At 65.2% G+C, this 18,549-nt stretch carries 15 protein-coding genes; 12 read left to right on the top strand and 3 right to left on the bottom strand.

Features of this window, described 5'->3' with window-relative positions; translation table 11 throughout:
- Window positions 1-79: 79 nt before the first annotated feature.
- The 7 genes from GO999_RS15310 to GO999_RS15340 all read left to right on the top strand — a co-directional run bounded on the left by GO999_RS15310 (window position 80) and on the right by GO999_RS15340 (window position 9,516).
- Window positions 80-880, top strand: a complete 801-nt coding sequence (locus GO999_RS15310) for an SDR family oxidoreductase (protein WP_021155904.1) — start codon at window positions 80-82, stop codon at window positions 878-880.
- Entirely contained in the window at window positions 880-1,725 is an 846-nt protein-coding gene (locus GO999_RS15315; protein ID WP_016724192.1) for a helical backbone metal receptor, read from the top strand. The genes GO999_RS15310 and GO999_RS15315 overlap by 1 nt, the downstream gene beginning before the upstream one ends.
- 379 nt (window positions 1,726-2,104) lie before the next feature.
- Window positions 2,105-2,293, top strand: a complete 189-nt coding sequence (locus tag GO999_RS15320) for a hypothetical protein (RefSeq protein WP_211906360.1) — start codon at window positions 2,105-2,107, stop codon at window positions 2,291-2,293.
- A 49-nt stretch (window positions 2,294-2,342) separates the two neighbouring features.
- On the top strand, window positions 2,343-5,072 hold the full coding sequence (locus tag GO999_RS15325) for a type VI secretion system Vgr family protein (RefSeq protein ID WP_408004885.1): 2,730 nt from the start codon (window positions 2,343-2,345) through the stop codon (window positions 5,070-5,072).
- A 4-nt stretch (window positions 5,073-5,076) separates the two neighbouring features.
- Complete coding sequence (locus GO999_RS15330; RefSeq protein ID WP_211906362.1) at window positions 5,077-7,287, top strand: T6SS effector phospholipase Tle3 domain-containing protein; 2,211 nt, start codon at window positions 5,077-5,079, stop codon at window positions 7,285-7,287.
- Window positions 7,284-8,765: a virulence factor gene (locus GO999_RS15335; protein WP_211906363.1), complete on the top strand. Its 1,482-nt coding sequence runs from the start codon at window positions 7,284-7,286 to the stop codon at window positions 8,763-8,765. Before GO999_RS15330 ends, GO999_RS15335 begins: the two co-directional genes overlap by 4 nt.
- 88 nt (window positions 8,766-8,853) lie before the next feature.
- Window positions 8,854-9,516, top strand: a complete 663-nt coding sequence (locus GO999_RS15340) for a hypothetical protein (protein ID WP_019717437.1) — start codon at window positions 8,854-8,856, stop codon at window positions 9,514-9,516.
- Between the two features lie 154 nt (window positions 9,517-9,670).
- On the opposite strand, the gene GO999_RS15345 is transcribed toward GO999_RS15340, so the two are convergent.
- Window positions 9,671-10,869, bottom strand: a protein-coding gene (locus GO999_RS15345; RefSeq protein ID WP_197362529.1) for an IS3 family transposase whose coding sequence is annotated in 2 segments (ribosomal slippage) — window positions 9,671-10,554 and window positions 10,554-10,869 — 1,200 coding nt in all. Because the reading frame shifts where the segments join, the coding sequence is not laid out codon by codon here.
- 42 nt (window positions 10,870-10,911) lie between these two features.
- Between GO999_RS15345 and GO999_RS15350 the strand changes: the two genes are divergently transcribed.
- Both GO999_RS15350 and GO999_RS15355 read left to right on the top strand, forming a co-directional pair.
- Entirely contained in the window at window positions 10,912-11,172 is a 261-nt protein-coding gene (locus GO999_RS15350) for a PAAR domain-containing protein (RefSeq protein WP_211906791.1), read from the top strand.
- Between the two features lie 115 nt (window positions 11,173-11,287).
- Window positions 11,288-12,973 (top strand): AcrVA2 family anti-CRISPR protein, encoded by a 1,686-nt coding sequence (locus GO999_RS15355; protein WP_248283718.1) that lies wholly within the window; start codon window positions 11,288-11,290, stop codon window positions 12,971-12,973.
- Window positions 12,974-13,119: 146 nt separating this feature from the next.
- Here the strand turns inward: GO999_RS15355 and GO999_RS15360 are convergent, their stop codons facing one another.
- Together GO999_RS15360 and GO999_RS15365 are read right to left on the bottom strand one after the other, a co-directional pair.
- Window positions 13,120-13,503 carry an antibiotic biosynthesis monooxygenase family protein gene (locus tag GO999_RS15360; RefSeq protein WP_197343789.1) on the bottom strand — a complete coding sequence of 128 codons (384 nt, stop codon included), beginning with the start codon at window positions 13,501-13,503 and terminating at the stop codon, window positions 13,120-13,122.
- Between the two features lie 19 nt (window positions 13,504-13,522).
- Window positions 13,523-14,602 (bottom strand): MBL fold metallo-hydrolase, encoded by a 1,080-nt coding sequence (locus tag GO999_RS15365; protein ID WP_016722383.1) that lies wholly within the window; start codon window positions 14,600-14,602, stop codon window positions 13,523-13,525.
- A gap of 160 nt (window positions 14,603-14,762) precedes the next feature.
- Here GO999_RS15365 and GO999_RS15370 point away from each other — a divergent pair, with 160 nt between their 5' ends.
- The 3 genes from GO999_RS15370 to aceK all read left to right on the top strand — a co-directional run bounded on the left by GO999_RS15370 (window position 14,763) and on the right by aceK (window position 18,544).
- Complete coding sequence (locus tag GO999_RS15370) at window positions 14,763-15,260, top strand: MerR family transcriptional regulator (RefSeq protein WP_011000247.1); 498 nt, start codon at window positions 14,763-14,765, stop codon at window positions 15,258-15,260.
- A gap of 168 nt (window positions 15,261-15,428) precedes the next feature.
- Window positions 15,429-16,610, top strand: coding sequence for an isovaleryl-CoA dehydrogenase (locus GO999_RS15375; protein WP_011000246.1), 1,182 nt, complete (start codon window positions 15,429-15,431; stop codon window positions 16,608-16,610).
- A gap of 107 nt (window positions 16,611-16,717) precedes the next feature.
- Window positions 16,718-18,544: a bifunctional isocitrate dehydrogenase kinase/phosphatase gene (gene aceK, locus GO999_RS15380; RefSeq protein WP_011000245.1), complete on the top strand. Its 1,827-nt coding sequence runs from the start codon at window positions 16,718-16,720 to the stop codon at window positions 18,542-18,544.
- Window positions 18,545-18,549: the final 5 nt, after the last annotated feature.

The raw sequence follows: 18,549 nt of genomic DNA on the forward strand, positions 1-18,549 counted from the left end.
CGCCGTCGCCCACGCCCGCCTTCGCGCGGGCTTTTTTTGTGGTCGGCCACCCGACCGCTGCGTCGAAAAGGAATCCCGCATGAGTCAGATCGTCTTCATCACCGGCGCGTCGAGCGGCATCGGCCAGGCGCTGGCCCGCCAGTACGCCGCGCGCGGCGCCACGCTCGGACTGGTCGCGCGCCGCGTCGATGCCCTGCACGGCTTCGTGCAGACGCTGCCGGCGGGCATCGCTGTCCACTGCTATGCCGCGGACGTGCGCGATGCCCGGTCGATGCACGACGCCGCCTCGGCATTCATGGCCGTGGCCGGCGTGCCCGACGTGGTGATCGCCAATGCCGGCATCTCGGTGGGCACCGACCTGCGCGAGGCCGGCGACCTGCCCGCCTTTGCCGCCGTGATGGAAACCAACTGGATGGGGGTGCTCCATACCCTGCAGCCTTTCGTCGGGCCCATGCTCGCGCGCGCCGAACCCGGCCGGCCGGGCGGGACGCTGGTGGGCATCGCCAGCGTGGCGGGCGTGCGGGGCCTACCGGGCGCGGCGGCCTACAGCGCGTCCAAGGCGGCGGTGATCAAGCTGATGGAGAGCCTGCGCGTGGAGTTCAGCCCGAAGCGGCGACCGGGCCTGCGCGTGGTCACCCTTGCGCCCGGCTACATCCGCACGCCGATGACCGAGCACAACCCCTATCCGATGCCCTTCCTGATGCCGGCGGACCGCTTTGCCGAGCGTGCCGTGCAGGCCATCGACCGCGGCGCGCGCTTCAAGGTGCTGCCGTGGCAGATGGGCGTGGTCGCCGGCCTGCTCCACGTGCTGCCGCGCTGGCTGTACGACTTCGCCTTCGCGCACGCGCCGCGCAAGCCCCGCAACCCCGGAATCTCCTGATGACCTTCACCGACGCGCTCGGACAGGCGCACGCCCCCGTCGACACCACGCCGCGCATCGCCAGCCTGGTGCCGTCCATCACCGACCTGCTGTTCTCGCTGGACCTGGGCGGACAGCTCGTCGCGCGCACCGGCTTCTGCATCCACCCGCGCGAGGCGGTGCGGGCCATTCCCAAGGTCGGCGGCACCAAGACGGTCAAGCTCGACCGGCTGCGCGAGCTGGCGCCCACGCACGTCATCGTCAACATCGACGAGAACACGCGCGAGACAGCCGACAAGCTGCGCGAGTTCGTCCCCCATGTCATCGTCACGCACCCGTGCGCGCCGGAGGACAACCTGACGCTATACGGCTTGCTGGGCGGCATCTTCCGGCGCGAGGCCCAGGCGCAGCGGCTGTCCGAGGCGCTCGCGCGCGAGCTGGCGGCCCTGCGCGGCCAGGTGTTCCCGCTGCGCCGGGTGCTGTACGCGATCTGGCAGGACCCGTGGATGACCGTCGCGCGCGACACCTATATCTCACGCATGCTGGCGCTGATCGGCTGCCAGACCTGGCCCGAAGACCCGGCGCCGGTGCAATGCGGCACGGGCAGGCACGGCGACTGCGCCCGCCCCAACCGGCCCGATACGCGCTATCCCACGTTCCGCTGGAGCGACGAGGTGGTGCGCGACATCGACTGCGTGCTGCTGTCCACCGAGCCCTACAGCTTCACCGAGGCCCATGCGGACGCGCTGGAGAAGCAGATCGGCAAGCCGGTCTACCTCGTGGATGGCGAGATGGTGTCGTGGTACGGCAGCCGGGCGATCGAAGGGGTGCGCTACCTGGGGCGGCTGGCGCACGAGCTGCGCTGAAGCCGGGACCCACATGCAGCGCTGCTGATCTTGATGACGGCGCGAGCAGCAGCGCCCCGCTCAGCGCGCAAGCACTGCAAGCCCGAAGACAACCAGGGTGTTCTGCACAACTGCAATTACGGACGCATTGCCGCCCCTCTGTTTTGCACGTCCCTACACCGACCACTGAATCACGAGCCTCGTTGATTCTTCACGCCGGAAAAAGCGCACTCAAACCACTGCGGTGAAAACACGCATGAACACCGGCGACTGACGATCCGTTTTTCAACGGTGCTCTTTTGTTACGGGCTCTTAAATCAAAAGAGATAAACGCCTAGCAGCGCACCGCACCGCACGCGGTCAAAAAGGCACGAAAGTGCCCTTGTGCCCGGCCAGGCTGATGAATACACTCATCAACCTGGAAACGGGATTCCCCGCCAACCCATGGCTGGCTTGGGGGGGGGCAAGGCGCGACAATGTCGAGCCCATTCAATATCTCGAATATCTGCGATTCGATTTGTTGAATATTTTCTGGCGGCCATCTTCCAATTTTCGCATTCGATCCTGTTTTGCCTCTCGAGCGGCGTGACAGCGGTTTGTCTGTTACGCCGTTTTCTCTTGCATCGATGAACGCTGACATGAATCCGACTCGACCACCGCGCGCGCATTTCGGCGTGCTCGCCCAGAACCGTCGCGCCATGCGTCTGGACTTTGGCCAGACAGGAAGCACCGCGGCCCGATTGGTGCCGCAGTACGCCGATATCCGCCAAGGACTGTGCACCGGCCTTCAGGCCCAGGTGATCTGCCTGTCGGAGCATCCTGATTTGCCGCAGCAGGATCTGCTCGGCGTGCCCGTGTCAATCCAACTGGCGACGGACGAGGGCGTGCTGTACCCGATCAACGGGGTCATCACGGACATACAGTCCGGCCAGTCCGATGGCACGCTCACGAGTTACCGGCTCACGGTCGGTGACGCCATGTCCCTGATGCGCGGGCGCCGGAACATGCGCACCTTCGTCGGAAAGAGCGTGCCCGAGATTCTGGAAACGATGCTGGGCGAGTGGCAACAGCGCAGTGCCGCCATGGACCGTGTATTCGATTTCGAGCTGTTGCTCGACCGTGGACGCTACCCAAAGCGTGCGCAAACGCTCCAGCTGGACGAGTCGGACTACGGCTTTCTCGATCGCATGACGCGGCACGACGGCATCTGGTGTTTCGTCAAGGCCGGCACGCGCGACGGCTCCGCCAGCAACGCGCCCGTGCACACACTAGTGTTCTGCGACGATCCGATGCGCCTGCCGCAGTCGGCAGCGGGCACGGTGCCCTACCACTACGGCGCCGCCGTCAAGGCGCGCGATTCGATCACCCGCTGGAGCGAGGCGCGCAGCCTGATTCCCGGCGCCATCCCGGGCACGAGCCCAGATCATGAAACCGGCAAGGTGGATCGGGTCGAAGTCGATACGATGCTCGATCAGGGCAAAGCCGGCAACGACCTCGCGCGCCTGATGACGGATGCGGCCGTCGACCGGCCGCACGCGGGCGATTCGCGCGAGGACTACCAGCGCGAGGGCAAGCTGCGCATGCAGGCCCACGAGCGCCGCGCCGCGTGCGTGTATGCGGCCAGCGACGTGCGCAACCTGACGCCCGGTTTCTGGTTCACATTGCGCGGCCATCGGCAGGTGGACCGGCGCGAGGCGAGACAGCGCGAGTTCGTGGTCACCGGCCAGCACCAGCAGGTCATCAACAACTTTCCAAAGACGTTGGGCGAACAGGCGCGGGCGCTAGCTGAGGCCAGCGGCTGGCACATCGAGATGCGCTCAGATGGCGACAAGGCCGAGGTGCGCTATGAGAACACCTTCACCTGCGTGCTGCGCGGTGTGCCACTGACCCCTGACTACGACCCCCGCATCGACTTGCCGCGTACCGAGCCGATGAGCGCTGTGGTCGTCGGCCCGCAAGGCGAGGACGTGCACTGCGATGCGATGGGCCGCTACAAGCTGCAATTCGTCGGACTGCACGCCGAAGACCACGCACACGCGCAAGGCGCGGGCACCAGTGGCACCGATCGGGACAGTGCCTGGGTGCGGGCGGGCAACCTCTGGGCGGGGCAGCAGTACGGCATCAACCTGCCGTTGCGCGCGGGGATGGAAGTGCTCGTGGCCTTCGCCAACGGCGACCCCGACCGGCCGTACATCACGGCTGTCTTGCCGGGGTGGAACAACATGCCGGCCACGTTCAGCAACACGGGTTCGCTGCCCGGCAACCGGTACGTGTCCGGGATCAAGACCCAGGAGATCAAAGGCCCGGGCCACAATCAGCTCCGCCTGGACGACACCTCCGGCCAGATCAGCGGCCAGCTTGCCAGCACGCATGCGCACAGCCAGATCAATCTCGGCTACCTGACCCACCCGCGCGAAGAAGGCCAGGGCACGCCGCGCGGCGAAGGGCTGGAGGCGCGCAGCGATGCCCACGTGGCCGTGCGCAGCGGCATGGCGATGCTGCTCTCAGCGTGGCAGCGCCTGAAGGCCAGCGGCGAGCAACTGGAGCGCGAGGCATACCTGCAATTGATGCAGGACAGCCTGGACCTGTTCAAGAGCCTGGGCGACTACGCTGAACAGCATCAGGGCGTTGCGATGGACGCGCAGCCGCAGGACGCGCTGGCCGCCACCATCAAGGGCTGGCCCGACCAGCCGGGCACCACGCAGGGCGACCCCGCCGCGCAGGCCGCCATCGGCATCACCGCGCCGGCCGGCATCAGCCTGGCGACGCCCAAGGCTGTGGTGACCTATGCCGGCAGCAACGTCGATACCGTTGCACAGAAGCATGTGCAGATCACCAGCGGCGAGCGCACCAACCTGCATGCGGGCGGCGGCCTGTCGCTCTTTGCGCATCAGGACGGCATCTCGGCCATTGCCAACCAGGGCAAGCTGCGCCTGCAGAGCCAGGCCGACGACACGCTGATCGACTCGGCCAAGAACATCCACTGGACAGCCGTGGACGGCAAGCTCGTGGGCGTCGCCAAAGAGATTGTGTTCATGACGCCGGAAGGGGCCTATCTGAAGCTGCACGGCGACACCGTCGAGGTGGGCGGGAATGGTCCGTTCGTTTCCAAGAATGCCGGTCACCAATGGGAGGGCCCGGCGAGCATGAGCGCGGACCTGCCCAAGTTCGACCACGGCGCGGTTGGGCGCGTGCCCAAGCTGGTGCGCGACCTGGACCGGTCGGCCGCGAGCGGCTACCAGGGCGAAGTCAAGCAAGCCACCGGAGGCGCCTCGCCGGGCCAGACCAATGCCTCAGGCGAGCTTTCCGCCGTCAAGAGCGGCCGGCTCGAACAACTGGTCGTCAACTTCTTCAAGAAACGCAGCTAAACCCATGACGGATTCGACTTCCGACTCACCGCGCATCCTCGTTGGCAGCGTGACAGGCTTGACCCTGTTCGACCACCGCGAACTGATTTGCGTCAAGCGCTCGCCCCTGCCCGGCATCGTGATCTTCGTGCACGGCGTCAACTCCGACGGCGAATGGTTCACCGCCGCCGAGGAGGGCTTGTGCAAGGGCGGAAACCGCCGGCTTGGCCGCCTGGACGATCAGGTCGCGTTCAAGGACGGGCAGCTCAAGCCCGCCCACTACATCGAGGGACTGACGCCGGACGGCTTCCTCAATCCGGACATGGCGGCGGAAACCTATGTCTTGCCCGATCCCTCCTATTCCCCGGCCATCCACTTCCGTTGGGGCTACAAGGCCAACAAGGAAGAGTTGAAAGAGTTCGGCGACAAGATCTTCCTCAACGAGCAGAACTACTGGGGCGGTGGCCCCTTCGCCAATGGCTGCACCGCCTTGCCGGACTTGTGGCACGAGGGGCTGGACACGCGTGCCTTCGGCTTCATCAGTCTGCAAGGCATGAACCCGACCAACCGCCCGCTCTATCGCACCCCGCCGCGTTCCTACGGCGTGCTGGCCGCGCTGCGCCTCGCCAAGCTGATCGGGTCGATCCGCAAGAAGCAGGCGGACGTGCCCATCACGGTCGTGTGCCACAGCCAGGGCAACATGGTGGGCATCACCGCCGCCTTCCTGGGCGACCAGATGCCCGAGGTCACGGACCCCTGGGGCAGGCGCGGGCGCTGCGTGGCCGATGCCTACGTGCTGGCGAACGCGCCCTACAGCCTGGAAGAGAACATCGGCATGGACAACTGGGCACAGCGCGAAACGCAGGACAGCGCGGGCCGGCGCGGACGCGAGACCCACAGCGCGCGCACGCGGACGCTCAAGGCGTTCTTCGACATCCTCCGCAAGCGCGCCGATTGCGATATGGACGCCGCCGAGATCGACGAGGAGATGGCCAACACGCGCACCTCCGAGAGCGGCGGCAAGCCCTTCAACGCGGCGGACGACCGCAAGGCGCACGGGCTCAACGGCAAGACCTGCGGCCGCGTGACGCTCTATAGCTGCCCGCACGATCAGGTGATTTCCGCCACCACCGTGCGGGGCATCGGCTGGCGCGGCATGAGCGATGCCGAGGTGAAAGCGACCGGGGGCGCGGGTGTGTTCACGCAGCGCGTCTTCGCCTCGGGCTTCGCGGTGGGCCAGTGGAATGGCGACAAGCCCCCTGTCTACGACACCTGGAAAGACGACTGGCGCTATGGCAAGAGCGAGACGCCGGGCTTCTGGTATCCACCCTCGCCGACCGCCAGGTTCGGGCTGGTGCGCGCGCTGAGCGGCAACGAAACCGTGTGGGGCACGGTCGGGACCACGGCCGTGGCTCCGGTGCTGTACATCGTGACGCTCGCCACGTCCGCGCTGAACATGATGCGCGTCAACGCCGATCCGCCCGAGGGCTGGAGGGTGACGGCCAATGCACCGCCACTGGACGAGCCGTTCACCCCGCAGGCGATCCGCTACGGCAGGGTGGCTTCCGTGACCGATGGCAGCGCCCACAGCGATTTCAACGAGGGCAACGACCCGCAGTCGGCAGCGCGCAATGCACGCAAGGCAGACGAGGACAAGCGGACAGACGACCCCTACGACACTTACCAGGGCAAGCAGGCCGACATGGCCGCGCAGGGCGACGTGGGAACCGAGGCCGCGCAGCGCTACGAAGACCACGCCATCGTGCGCATGCGTGCGCGGCGCACCGGCAACCACGCCTGGGTGGACGCGAACGGCAACGTGATCGGCGAGGACGGCAAGAGCGAGATGCCCGAGGGCTACAAGACGTGGCAGACCAAGCAGGTGGTGGAGATTCTGGATAGCGGCAAGAACAACAACCCGTCGAACCACTCGACCATCATGACCAACCCCATGCATGCGGAGAAGGCGCTCGCCTATGACGTGGCAATTGGGGTGAACTATCTGACGCTCGAAGAGATGAACGAGCTGCGCATTGAAGCCGATTGGCGGTTCGGGGACGGGCTGGATAAAGGCCACCCGAACAAGATATATGCGCAATATTTCAAGTCCGGGGTGATGGGGAAGAAGACACCATTACATGAATGGGTCAAGAAGGCCGAGGAGGCCCAAATGCCACCGGGTATCGTCGACGAGCGGGAGGGTGATGTGCATCTGGTGCTGGGGGCGGTGGCATGAGGATGTTGATTGCGACGTGGCCGCGCCGGCTCGGGCTGGCGTTGGGTATTCTGGTGTTATCGGCGGGGTTGATGCTGGCGTGGATGGTGCATGCCGAGCAAACGAGCGCCCGCATTTACAGCGATGAGGAATTGATGAAGCGACTGGTGATCATGCCGGCCCTGCTGGCCTTCGCGGTGTTCTTGCTGAGCACGGCGTTCATGCAACGCTCCGCGCTAGCGGCCACGCCCAAGGCGGAAGCCGCGCCCGCGGCTGTGGAGCCCGCCAAGCCCTTCATGGCGCAAGTGGTGGGCCTCGAATGGCTGAACCCGCTGCAACGACGCGACTACCCGACCGAGTGGCAATTGCTGTGGACGCTGGGGCTGGTGAAGCCCAACAAGAACGACGATATGGTGCGCACGAACCCCCAAAAATACTCTTCACTTCAGAAGATTGTCGGGGTTGCATTCGGCAATTGGGGGAAGGAATCATTCGACGGGTACTACGAGAAATACGTCAGCAAGCTTATGGTGCTGCTCGCTGACCGCTACGCGATGAACTCGAAGTATTTCTATACGGTAGCCTCGAAGGACCGCAAGGAGTGGCGGGAACTGGCGGGCATCCATGTGGAATTGGCGGTGCCGGCGAAACGGCTTGATCCGGTCGAGACGCAGACGTATCTGCGAGAAGAGATGGAGAGTGCTTTTAATATCGGTAACGAGTATTTCAAAAGCCTGTGGAGCCGCGACACGCCCCCCGATGTGCGCATCACCCAGGGCGGCGCCAACGCCGGTTTCACCTCCCTCAACGCCGCACTCGACTACCTGCAAGCCCACCCGCAGGAAAGCGTGTGGGTGATGAACTGGGACGCGCCCGACTTCCCGTCGAAGGAAGCGAAGATCAACGAAAACCTCGCCGTGCTGTTCCTCGCCGGCCCGGACCTGAAGACCGAGCGCGACCCGCTGGCCTGGATCGGCCGCGCCGCCACCGGCAACATCAACGACCACGAACGCAAGGCCGGCACCACCCGCGTGATCCAGGCATGGAAGGCCACCATCGAGGCCGCCGCGAAGAACGCGGGCCACGGCATCGCGGACATTCACTACACCATCCACGACGCGGGCAAGGGTTCGGATGCCGCATCGGAACGCCTTGCCGGCCTGAGCCGCACCCTCACCGAAACGATGCTGGAGTTCGACTACCAGAAGCAGACCTTCAACACGGCGGGCCTGCTGGGCGACATGGGCGCGGGCTCGGCGCTGACCAACATGGCCTTGGCGATTGCCCGCGCCAACCACCTGGGCGGCAGCGTGCTGGTGGCCGGCACGACCGATCCCGAGCACCCCACCGCCGTGGTGGTGGCCCCGCCGTCCAAGCTCACACCCATCGACCCGGACAAGGACTGGTTCCGCGCCCGCGGCGAGAACAACGCGTACTTGCCGTGGTGGGGCCATCGCCATGGCGAGAACTACGGCACCGTGCAGGGCTATTCCTGGTAAGTGCGGGCAGCACGCAGAGTATTGCTCTCAGCTGCGATGCCTCCCGCATGCCATATACCGATCCACCGATCCGATTGCGAATACATCTTTGCCTGAGATCGGCAACAGAGAAGACATCATCATGAAGAGAAGAACACTGCTGACCACCGGTGCGTTCCTTGCATCTGCCAATTTGATGGGGTGCACAGCCATGCTGTTCGAGGATGGCAGATACAAGGAAACGGTCGATCGCTTCCTGGTAAGCGAAAACGGCAAGAAACTCGTCGTGCTCGGCAAGCAATATCACTACATCCTGGATATGCCCGAGCATCTTCAGGCGGTGCTGTCGGCTCCTTACCGGAAACGGGTCACGGCGTCTCTCTATGACTTTGTCGCGGAAGGCGACAAGATCACCGGAAAATTTAACCTTCAAGTCCATGACGCCCGCACCCGCATGACAGCGGAAGACCGTCAACGCGCACTGGCAGACGGATTTACAGAGCATTACGGAGTTCTTGCGCTGCAAGGTTCTGTGAGCGGCACACGCTACCGAACGGATGGTTTCAAGCAGGAGCAGGTGCCGTCCGCATTCAACGAGCCCTACGAAATCAATGTGACTGACGCGATCACGCCAGCCGGCAAAGCCGTCCGGCTCCTTGCCACGCCTGTGACCCTGACGGCCGATGGCGCGCTTGTGATCGGTGCGGTTGTGTTGTTCCCCTTGATCGTCGTTTTGGTTGCTCCAAGTGCCGCGCTTGCAGTCGGGCCATGACACTGCTCTGTGGACCGTTTCGTTTCTCGTAAAGACAAGTAGCAACGGAGGCATTCGATGCGAGGAATCATCCGAGTAGGTGACCTCACCAGCCACGGCGGCCGTGTGGAAACCGGCTGGAGTTGCCCCTGTAACTCAGGACACGCGAACACCGTTAGGTTGATGACGCGGCAGCACGCCTGAACTCGCGAGGCGAGCGGTATTTCAGGGCTTTGTGCGGGTGACGCTCGTTGTAATGCTCAAACGCAACAGCCAGACGCGAGAGCGCCGTTGGCGCATCGGGCTTGTCCATATAGGCGACGTAATTGTGCTTCATGGTCTTCACGAATGATTCGGCCATGCCATTGCTCTGCGGCGAACGCACGGGCGTGGTCAGTGGCTCCAGGCCCAGCTCGCGCGCAAAGCGGCGCGTGCGGTGGTCGATGTAGGCCGAGCCATTGTCCGTCAGCCATTCGATGGGCTGAGTAGCCTGCGTGGTGCCGAAACGCTGTTCCACCGCAGCCAGCATCACGTCACGCACTACGTCACCGCTATGTCCGCCTGTGGTTGCCGCCCAGCTAATCGCTTCTCGGTCGCAGCAGTCCAACGCGAACGTTACGCGCAGCGGCGTGCCATCGTCGCAACGGAATTCGAAGCCATCCGAGCACCAACGAGCATTGCTCCGGTCCACGGCTACCCGACCGTCGTGTCGCCGCTTGTCTCGACGCACGCCAGGACGGCTCAGCAGCAACTGATGCTCGCGCATGACCCGATAGACGCGCTTGTGGTTGATGCACGGCGCGCCGACTATCTCACGACTGCGTCGCAGCAGCGCCCAGATGCGCCGGTAGCCGTAGGTCGGCAAGTGCGCCACATGGGCCAGGATTTCCTCGACCAGTTCCGTGTCGTCGGTCAGCTTGGCACGGCGACCATCTTGCCAACCGGACGAGCGAACCTGCTTCACCGCCACGCCAGAGCGCGCCACGCCGAGAACTTCGCAGACCGTTTTCAATGGTCGTCCCCCGGCAACAAGGGCGAGCGCGCAATCAGGTTTTTTGACCGACCCCACTCGACGGCTTCTTTCAGGATTTCGACTTCCATCGTTTTCTTTCCGAGTAGCCGCTGCAGTTCCTTGATTTCCTTGATGGCTGCGGCCAGCTCCGATGCAGGCACAACGGTTTCGCCCGCTTGCACTGCCGCCAGGCTGCCTTCCTGGTATTGCTTGCGCCAGCCGAACACCTGGTTCGGGTTCACGCCGTGCCGCCGCGCAACGGCAGACACCGATGCGCCCGGTGCCAGCGTTTCCTGCACGATGGCGATTTTTTCCTGTGCCGTGCGCCGACGACGGCGCTCCGGCTCGGTCAGAACTTCGATGGATTCCACGTAATGACTAGGCTTACTGATAGGCACAAGACTATCCCTTATTTTAAGAGTGTCCTTGTGTCCTCAGATACGTGGGGCCGCTCCACCGGCGCTCCAGCCAGCAGCGTCATGGGCCGTGCCGTGGCCCGCAAAGGTGACCGCTGCTCCTGCCCAGTGCCGGGCCATCAAGATTGCACGATCGCGGAGGGCGATGCGGCGTTCATCGTCGCCGGCCAACCCGCCGCATTCGACGGCCACAAGACATCGTGTGGTGCGGTACTGATTTCGAGTGTGCCGGAATCGGGCCGATCCTGATCCGCGGCGCCTGCGCGTCGCACCTCGTCCTGCTGACCTTGCCGCATGGCGATCTCCGGCAGACACAGTCTGCTGTGTCGCAAGGCTGTGATCGGCAGCCACTTCATGAAACTTCATGGATGCTGTTCTACACATGACAGGCTCATACCAGGCGCAGATCGCAGCGATGCTCAGCGAACCCGCCTCCCCGCGTAACGCTGCGCAGCTCGAACCGAACACGAATGGCTCGGTGGTATCCCCCTCGGACGCCAGCACACGCCCTGCGCAGGCGCCGCATGCAGCACGAACTTCGCTCGCTGGCGCGATCCGGAGCTTCCGCGAGGGCACCCGCCTGAGTGTTTCAGGAGGACCGACCCGCAGCACGCAAAGCGTGTTCAGGATCGCCCTGCTTGCATCGTTTGCACTCGGCGGAAGACCCGTTTGCTGCGCGGGTGTCGTGCCTGGCGTGACGTTGTGGATATCCAGCGGCAACACGATCAAGTCTCGCGACTTCGAGGAATTCGATTGGGATGCCGATGGCGTCTGGCGCAAGGTTCAACCCGAACTCGCTCGCTGGCTTGGCATGCGGCCGGCTCCGCCGGTTGCCCAGATGAACTTGGGCAAAGACCTGCATATGGAATTCGCCCACGACAGCCGGCATTTGACGAGCGAGGGTGCCATGCAGATCGAAGTCCTGCACCCTCCAACGTTCGTGTCCGCCTACATGAAGAAGCGTGGAGCGCAGCCACTGGTGGAGGGCACCCCCACTCAAGAAGAAATCAGGAGCCGGCACGCCGTGACGATGCGCCGGCTGTTGATCGAGGCGCTGGAGAAAAGCAACGAGACCAAGAGGCCGAAGTACGCTCGCCTGCCCCCCGCGATCCGACACCGTGCGACGGGCGCGATTGCGGCTTGGCGGACGCTGCGGGAGCACGTGAAGGCGACGTTCGATAGAGACCTTGGGGCGGTACTGAAAGGCGAGCCGGGCAGGGGCCTCATCGAAGAAGTGCCAGGCTTCACGACCTACGTTCTGCCGTATGGGACGAATTGCATGCCGGCCCAGGGACTGGCCGACATCGCCTCGATGAGCGCCGTCTGGCAGGCATTCGAGGTGCGCGACGGTGTGTTCTACGAACCGACGCCGGCGTTGCACCGGCTGCTCGATGCCGCCTACATCGCCGACGACGTCCCGATCGGCATGCTGGCGTTGCCGACGGACACGCTGTGCATTACGCCGGAGCCATCGAACTGGAACAGGCCGGGCGGGATGGAGGCGATCGTGCTCTTCAGGGAGGCGGATTCGCTCAGCGTTGTCACGCTATCCAGGTCGCCGAATGAAAAGCACTTCGAAGTCATGCGCTGGCTGAACCTGTCACTGGAGGAGTCCGGCAAGACGATTCTCCAGGTGATCGACGAGGGCTTCCGGCAGTCGCAGGTGGAAAACGAGGCAAGCCGCCAGCATTGGCGCAGTGCGCTGGACTATGCGGCGAAGATGCTGTTGTATCTAGCCGTGCGGGACGCGCACGTGGTGGACGATCGCGCCTACACCGATGCCCCGAGAAACCTCGGCGGCCTGGGCAAGCGCAAGCGAGCCGAACGGCTCGCGCAGATCGAACTGCTGTATGACCGGCATATCGTTGGACCGGCGATCCTGGATGCCATGCCAGCCTCCGGGCTTGGGGAAGGCGAAACGCATCGGGAAGTGCGCGGCCACTGGCGGCGCCCGCACTTCAAGATGCAACCGCACGGACCGAACGCATCGCTGCGCAAGCTGGTGTTCATCGGGCCGACGATCGTGCGGCCGGATCGGTTGGGACTGTGATGCGGCAAAAGCGGCTCCGCTTGCACGACAACAAACCGGCTTCGTCACGGCCGGTATAGCCGCGCCCGCCTGTTACATACTGGCGGCCCCAAACAAAACCCGCCAGCCGGCGGGTTTTCTCGTTCCTGGCGGCGCGCCGGACCCGGTCAGCGCGCGAACCCGTAGTCGTACTCGATCTTGCAGATGCGCAGGTGGTATGCGGCATACCACTGCTCGCGCCCGCGCTGCTGCGCGGCGCGGTGCTCGGCCTGGTTCTTCCACTCGTGGATGGCTTCCAGCGACGACCAGTACGACACCGTGATGCCGGGCCGCCCCTGCGTCACCGCCTCCTCGTCGCGCACGGATTCGATGCCGAGAAAGCCGGGCATGGTGCGCGCCAGCTCGACCATGCGCTCGGCCATGGCGCCGTAGCCGTTGTCGCCGTCGGTGCGCAGCGAGGAGAAGATCACCGCGTAGTAAGGCGCATGCGGCGTGTGTGCGGGAAACGGCAGCACGGCGGCGGTATCGTCGAGAACGTCGTGTTCGGACATGCTGGGCTCCTGGTCGGCGTCAGGCCGGTGCGTGGAATCGGATGATGCCATCGGCGCCCGGCGCGCGGACCACCTCGCCGCGGTGCCACAGCGCGTGCAGGTGGGCCAGCGCTTCGCCCATCGCGAAGGTCATCTGGTGCACGTCGAACTGGCGCTTGAAGATGACGTCGACGATGTCGCGTGCCGAGCTCGGCGCGCGCCGGCACGCGGCCAGCGTATCGGCGAGGCGGTCGGCGTGGTGGTCGCGCAGCTGGCGGATGCGCGTGTGCAGGCCGCGAAACGGCCGCCCGTGCGAGGGCAGGATCAGCACGTCTTCCGGCAGCGTCTCGTACTTGTCGAGCGAGGTGAGATACAGCGTGAGCGGATCGGCCTCGGGCTCGATGTCGAACACGCTGACGTTGGTGGAGATGCGCGGCAGCACCATGTCGCCGGAGATCAGCACGCCGGCATCTTCGCTGTAGAGCGCGACGTGCTCGGGCGCGTGGCCGAAGCCGGTGATGACACGCCAGCGGTGCGGGCCGATCGCGATGACCTGGCCGTCCATGATGCGGCGGTACTGCTCGGGCACGCCCGGCACCAGCGTGCTGTAGTAGTCCTTGCGGTTGCGGATGCGCTCGACGGCCTCGGCGTCGGTCAGGCCGTGGCGGGCGAAATGGCGCGCGGCGGACTCGCCCCCGGCATTGGACGCGCCGGTGCCGCCCACCAGCATGCGGGCGAAGGCGTAATCGCCCAGGCTCATCCACAGGCGCACGTTCCAGCGTTGGTGGTCGCCGCCTTCGCACAACCAGCGCGACAGGCCGACGTGGTCGGGATGGCAGTGCGTGACCAGCACGCGCAGCACGGGCAGGCCGTCGAGCCCGTCGGCGAAGAGGGTTTCCCAGTACGCGCGGATGGCTTCGTGGTTGATGCCGCAGTCGACGATGGTCCAGCCGTCCTGGCCGTCCTGGCGATCGCGCAGCAACCACAGGTTGATGTGGTCCAGCGCGAACGGCAGCGGCATGCGCAGCCAGTAGATGCCGGGCGCGACCTGGTGGCGGATGCCGCCTGCGGGCAGCGTGTCGCCCAGGGGATAGTCGAGTTGGTGTTCGAGCGCGTTCATGGATGGGGTCTCTTTCTTATCCTCTTGTCGCCGCTGCATTGCGGTCTGGCGGCTTTGACGCTAACGTAAACGTCAATTCGCAAGCCGGCCTTCCATCTTAAGCGAAAACGTCCAACGTGGCCGCCCGGCGTGCGCCCGTCATCACAGGATCACCTGCCGTATGTCTGTCTCTCCTCCGTCCGCTGCCCACCCCCTCGACGCCGGCCCCGCTGCCGGCGACCCCGACGAGGGCGGCGACGCCAGCTTCACCATCACCGACCTTGCGCGCGAGTTCGACATCACGCCGCGCGCCATCCGCTTCTATGAAGACCAGGGCCTGCTGTCGCCGGACCGCCAGGGGCCGGGCGGGCGCCGCCGGGTCTATTCCGCCCGCGAGCGCACGCGCCTGAAGCTGACGCTGCGCGGCAAGCGGCTCGGCCTGTCGCTGGGCGAGATCAAGGAAATCCTGGACCTGTACGAATCGCCGCGCGATACGGTGCCGCAGCTGGAGCGCCTGCTGACGTTCCTGGCGCAGCACCGCGCGGTGCTGACGCAGCAGCTGGAAGACCTCAACGCCCAGTTGGCCGAGATCGACCAGCACGAAACGCAATGCCGCCACCTGCTGGACGAGGCGCGCGGCGGTGCCGCCAAGGCACCCAAGCGCCGCAAGGCGGCCTGATCGACGGACGGCGCGCACCGGCGGCGGCACAGTTGACGTTTACGTAAACGTCAATACAATAGCGCGGCACCCTCCGATCCGGCGCGCCCGCCACAAGCGGCGCGCGCCTCGCGACCGCCATCCACCCGAGACACCGTCGCGGCCCGAGCCGCGCCCAAGGAGACCACCATGATTGAACTGCCCGGCCTGAGATTCGACCTAGGCGTTGACATCGAAATGCTGCGCTCCGCCGTGCGCGACTGGGCCCAGGCAGAGCTGGCGCCGCGCGCCGAAGCGATCGACCGCAGCGACCAGTTCCCGATGGACGCCTGGAAGCAGATGGGCGACCTCGGCGTGCTGGGCATCACGGTGGCGGAGGAATACGGCGGCAGCGGCATGGGCTACCTGGCGCACATGATCGCCATGGAGGAGATCAGCCGGGCGTCCGCCTCGGTCGGGCTGTCGTATGGCGCGCACTCCAACCTGTGCGTCAACCAGATCCACCGCAACGGCACGCCGGCGCAGAAGGCGAAATACCTGCCCAAGCTGGTGTCGGGCGAGTGGATCGGCGCGCTGGCCATGAGCGAGCCCAACGCCGGCTCGGACGTCGTCAGCATGAAGCTGCGCGCCGAGTGCCGCGGCGACCGCTACGTGCTCAACGGCACCAAGATGTGGATCACCAACGGGCCGGACTGCGACGTGCTGGTCGTCTACGGCAAGACCGAGCCGGAGCTGGGCGCGCGCGGCATGACGGCCTTCATCGTCGAGAAAGGCATGAAGGGCTTCTCGGTGGCGCAGAAGCTGGACAAGCTCGGCATGCGCGGCTCGCACACGGGCGAGCTGGTGTTCGACAACGTGGAAGTGCCCGCCGAGAACGTCCTGGGCGAGGAAAACGGCGGCACCCGCGTGCTGATGAGCGGGCTGGACTACGAGCGCGCCGTGCTGTCGGGCGGCCCGATCGGCATCATGCAGGCGTGCATGGACGTGGTGACCCCGTACATCCACGACCGCAAGCAGTTCGGCCAGAGCATCGGCGAATTCCAGCTGATCCAGGGCAAGATCGCCGACATGTACACCACGCTGCAGGCCTGCCGCGCCTACCTGTACACGGTCGGCAAGAACCTCGACGCGCTGGGCCGCGAGCACGTGCGCCAGGTGCGCAAGGACTGCGCGGGCGTGATCCTCTACACCGCCGAGAAGGCCACCTGGATGGCCGGCGAGGCCATCCAGATCCTGGGCGGCAACGGCTACATCAACGAATTCCCGACCGGGCGGCTGTGGCGCGACGCCAAGCTGTATGAAATCGGGGCGGGCACGTCGGAAATCCGGCGCATGCTGATTGGTCGCGAACTGTATGCCGAAACCATGTGACGGGTGGCGTGGCCGCCATAGGCGAAACGGATAAGGCGCCGATGCAGGACGGCGAAGCCCATACAATCTACCCATTGCGGCCCCCGCCCTGCCCGAGCGCGCACGCCATGTCCCATTTTCCCAAGCTTCTCTCTTCGCAGATCGCCTTCGACGTCGCCCGCACGATGCTCGACGGGTTCGACAAGCACTACCGCTTGTTCCGCGAGGTGAGCGTGCGGGCCAAGGCGCTGTTCGAGGCCGGCGACTGGCAGGGCCTGCAGCAGCTGCAGCGCGACCGCATCGCCTACTACGACGAGCGTGTGCGCGAGGCGTCGGTCATCCTGGAAGACGAGTACGACGCCGAGAACATCGACGACGAAATCTGGCGCCAGATCAAGCTGCACTTCATCGGCCTGCTGACCAACCATCACCAGCCCGAGTGCGCCGAGACCTTCTTCAACTCGGTGTGCACGCGCATCCTGCACCGCTCGTACTTCAACAACGATTTCATCTTCCTGCGGCCGGCCATCTCGACGGAGTACATCGAGAACGAGGAGTCGCCCACCAAGCCGACCTACCGCGCCTACTACCCCGGCTCGCGCGAGGGCCTGGGCGGCTGCCTCGAGCGCATCGTGCACAATTTCCAGCTCGACGCGCCGTTCGAAGACCTGCCGCGCGACATCGGCTACGTGGTGCGCGCCGTGGGCGAGCATTTCGGCGATTTCCGCATCGCGCCGAATTTCCAGATCCACGTGCTGTCGTCGCTGTTCTTCCGCAACACCGCGGCGTACATCATCGGGCGCGTGATCAACGGCGACAAGACGTACCCGCTGGCGGTACCGATCATGCGCGGCGCCGATGGCCAGCTGCGGCTCGATACCGTGCTGCTGCGGCCGGAACAACTGCTGATCCTGTTCTCGTTCACGCACTCGTATTTCATGGTGGACATGGAGATCCCGTCCGCCTACGTGACCTTCCTGCGCGACCTGATGCCACGCAAGCCGCGCGCCGAGATCTACACCTCGCTCGGCCTGCAGAAGCAGGGCAAGAACCTGTTCTACCGCGACTTCCTCCACCACCTGCAGCACTCGTCGGACAAGTTCATCATCGCGCCCGGCATCAAGGGGCTGGTGATGCTGGTGTTCACGCTGCCGTCGTACCCGTACGTGTTCAAGGTCATCAAGGACTATTTCCCGCCGCCGAAGGAAACCACGCGCGAGCTGATCAAGAGCAAGTACCAGTTGGTGAAGCAGCACGACCGCGTGGGCCGCATGGCCGATACGCTGGAGTATTCCGACGTGGCCTTCCCGCTCTCGCGCTTCGACGACGCGCTGATCAAGGAGCTGGAAAAGCACGCGCCGTCGATGGTCGAATACCAGCGCGGCGCCGACGGCAGCGACGAGATCGTGATCCGCCACGTCTACATCGAGCGCCGCATGACGCCGCTGAACATCTGGCTGCACGAAGGCACCGACGCGCAGGTCGAGCACGGCATCATCGAATACGGCAATGCCATCAAGGAACTGATCGCCGCGAACATCTTCCCCGGCGACATGCTGTACAAGAACTTCGGCGTGACGCGCCACGGCCGCGTGGTCTTCTACGACTACGACGAGATCGAGTACCTGACCGACTGCAACGTCCGCGACGTGCCGCAGCCGCGCAACGAAGAGGAAGAGATGTCGGGCGAGGTCTGGTACAGCGTCGGCCCGCACGACATCTTCCCGCAGACGTACGGGACCTTCCTGCTGGGCGATCCGCGCGTGCGCGAGGCCTTCCTCAGGCACCATGCGGACTTCTTCGACCCGGCCATGTGGCAGGCGCACAAGGCGCGCCTGCTGTCCGGGCAGACCCACGATTTCTACGCGTACGACGCGAGCGAACGCTTCGTCAACCGCTACGGCGACAGCGCGCCGGGAAACGCAGCGACACCGCTGCGGCGCGCCGCTGCCTGAACCCC

Source organism: Ralstonia nicotianae, assembly GCF_018243235.1.
GTDB classification, from domain to species: Bacteria; Pseudomonadota; Gammaproteobacteria; order Burkholderiales; family Burkholderiaceae; genus Ralstonia; species Ralstonia nicotianae.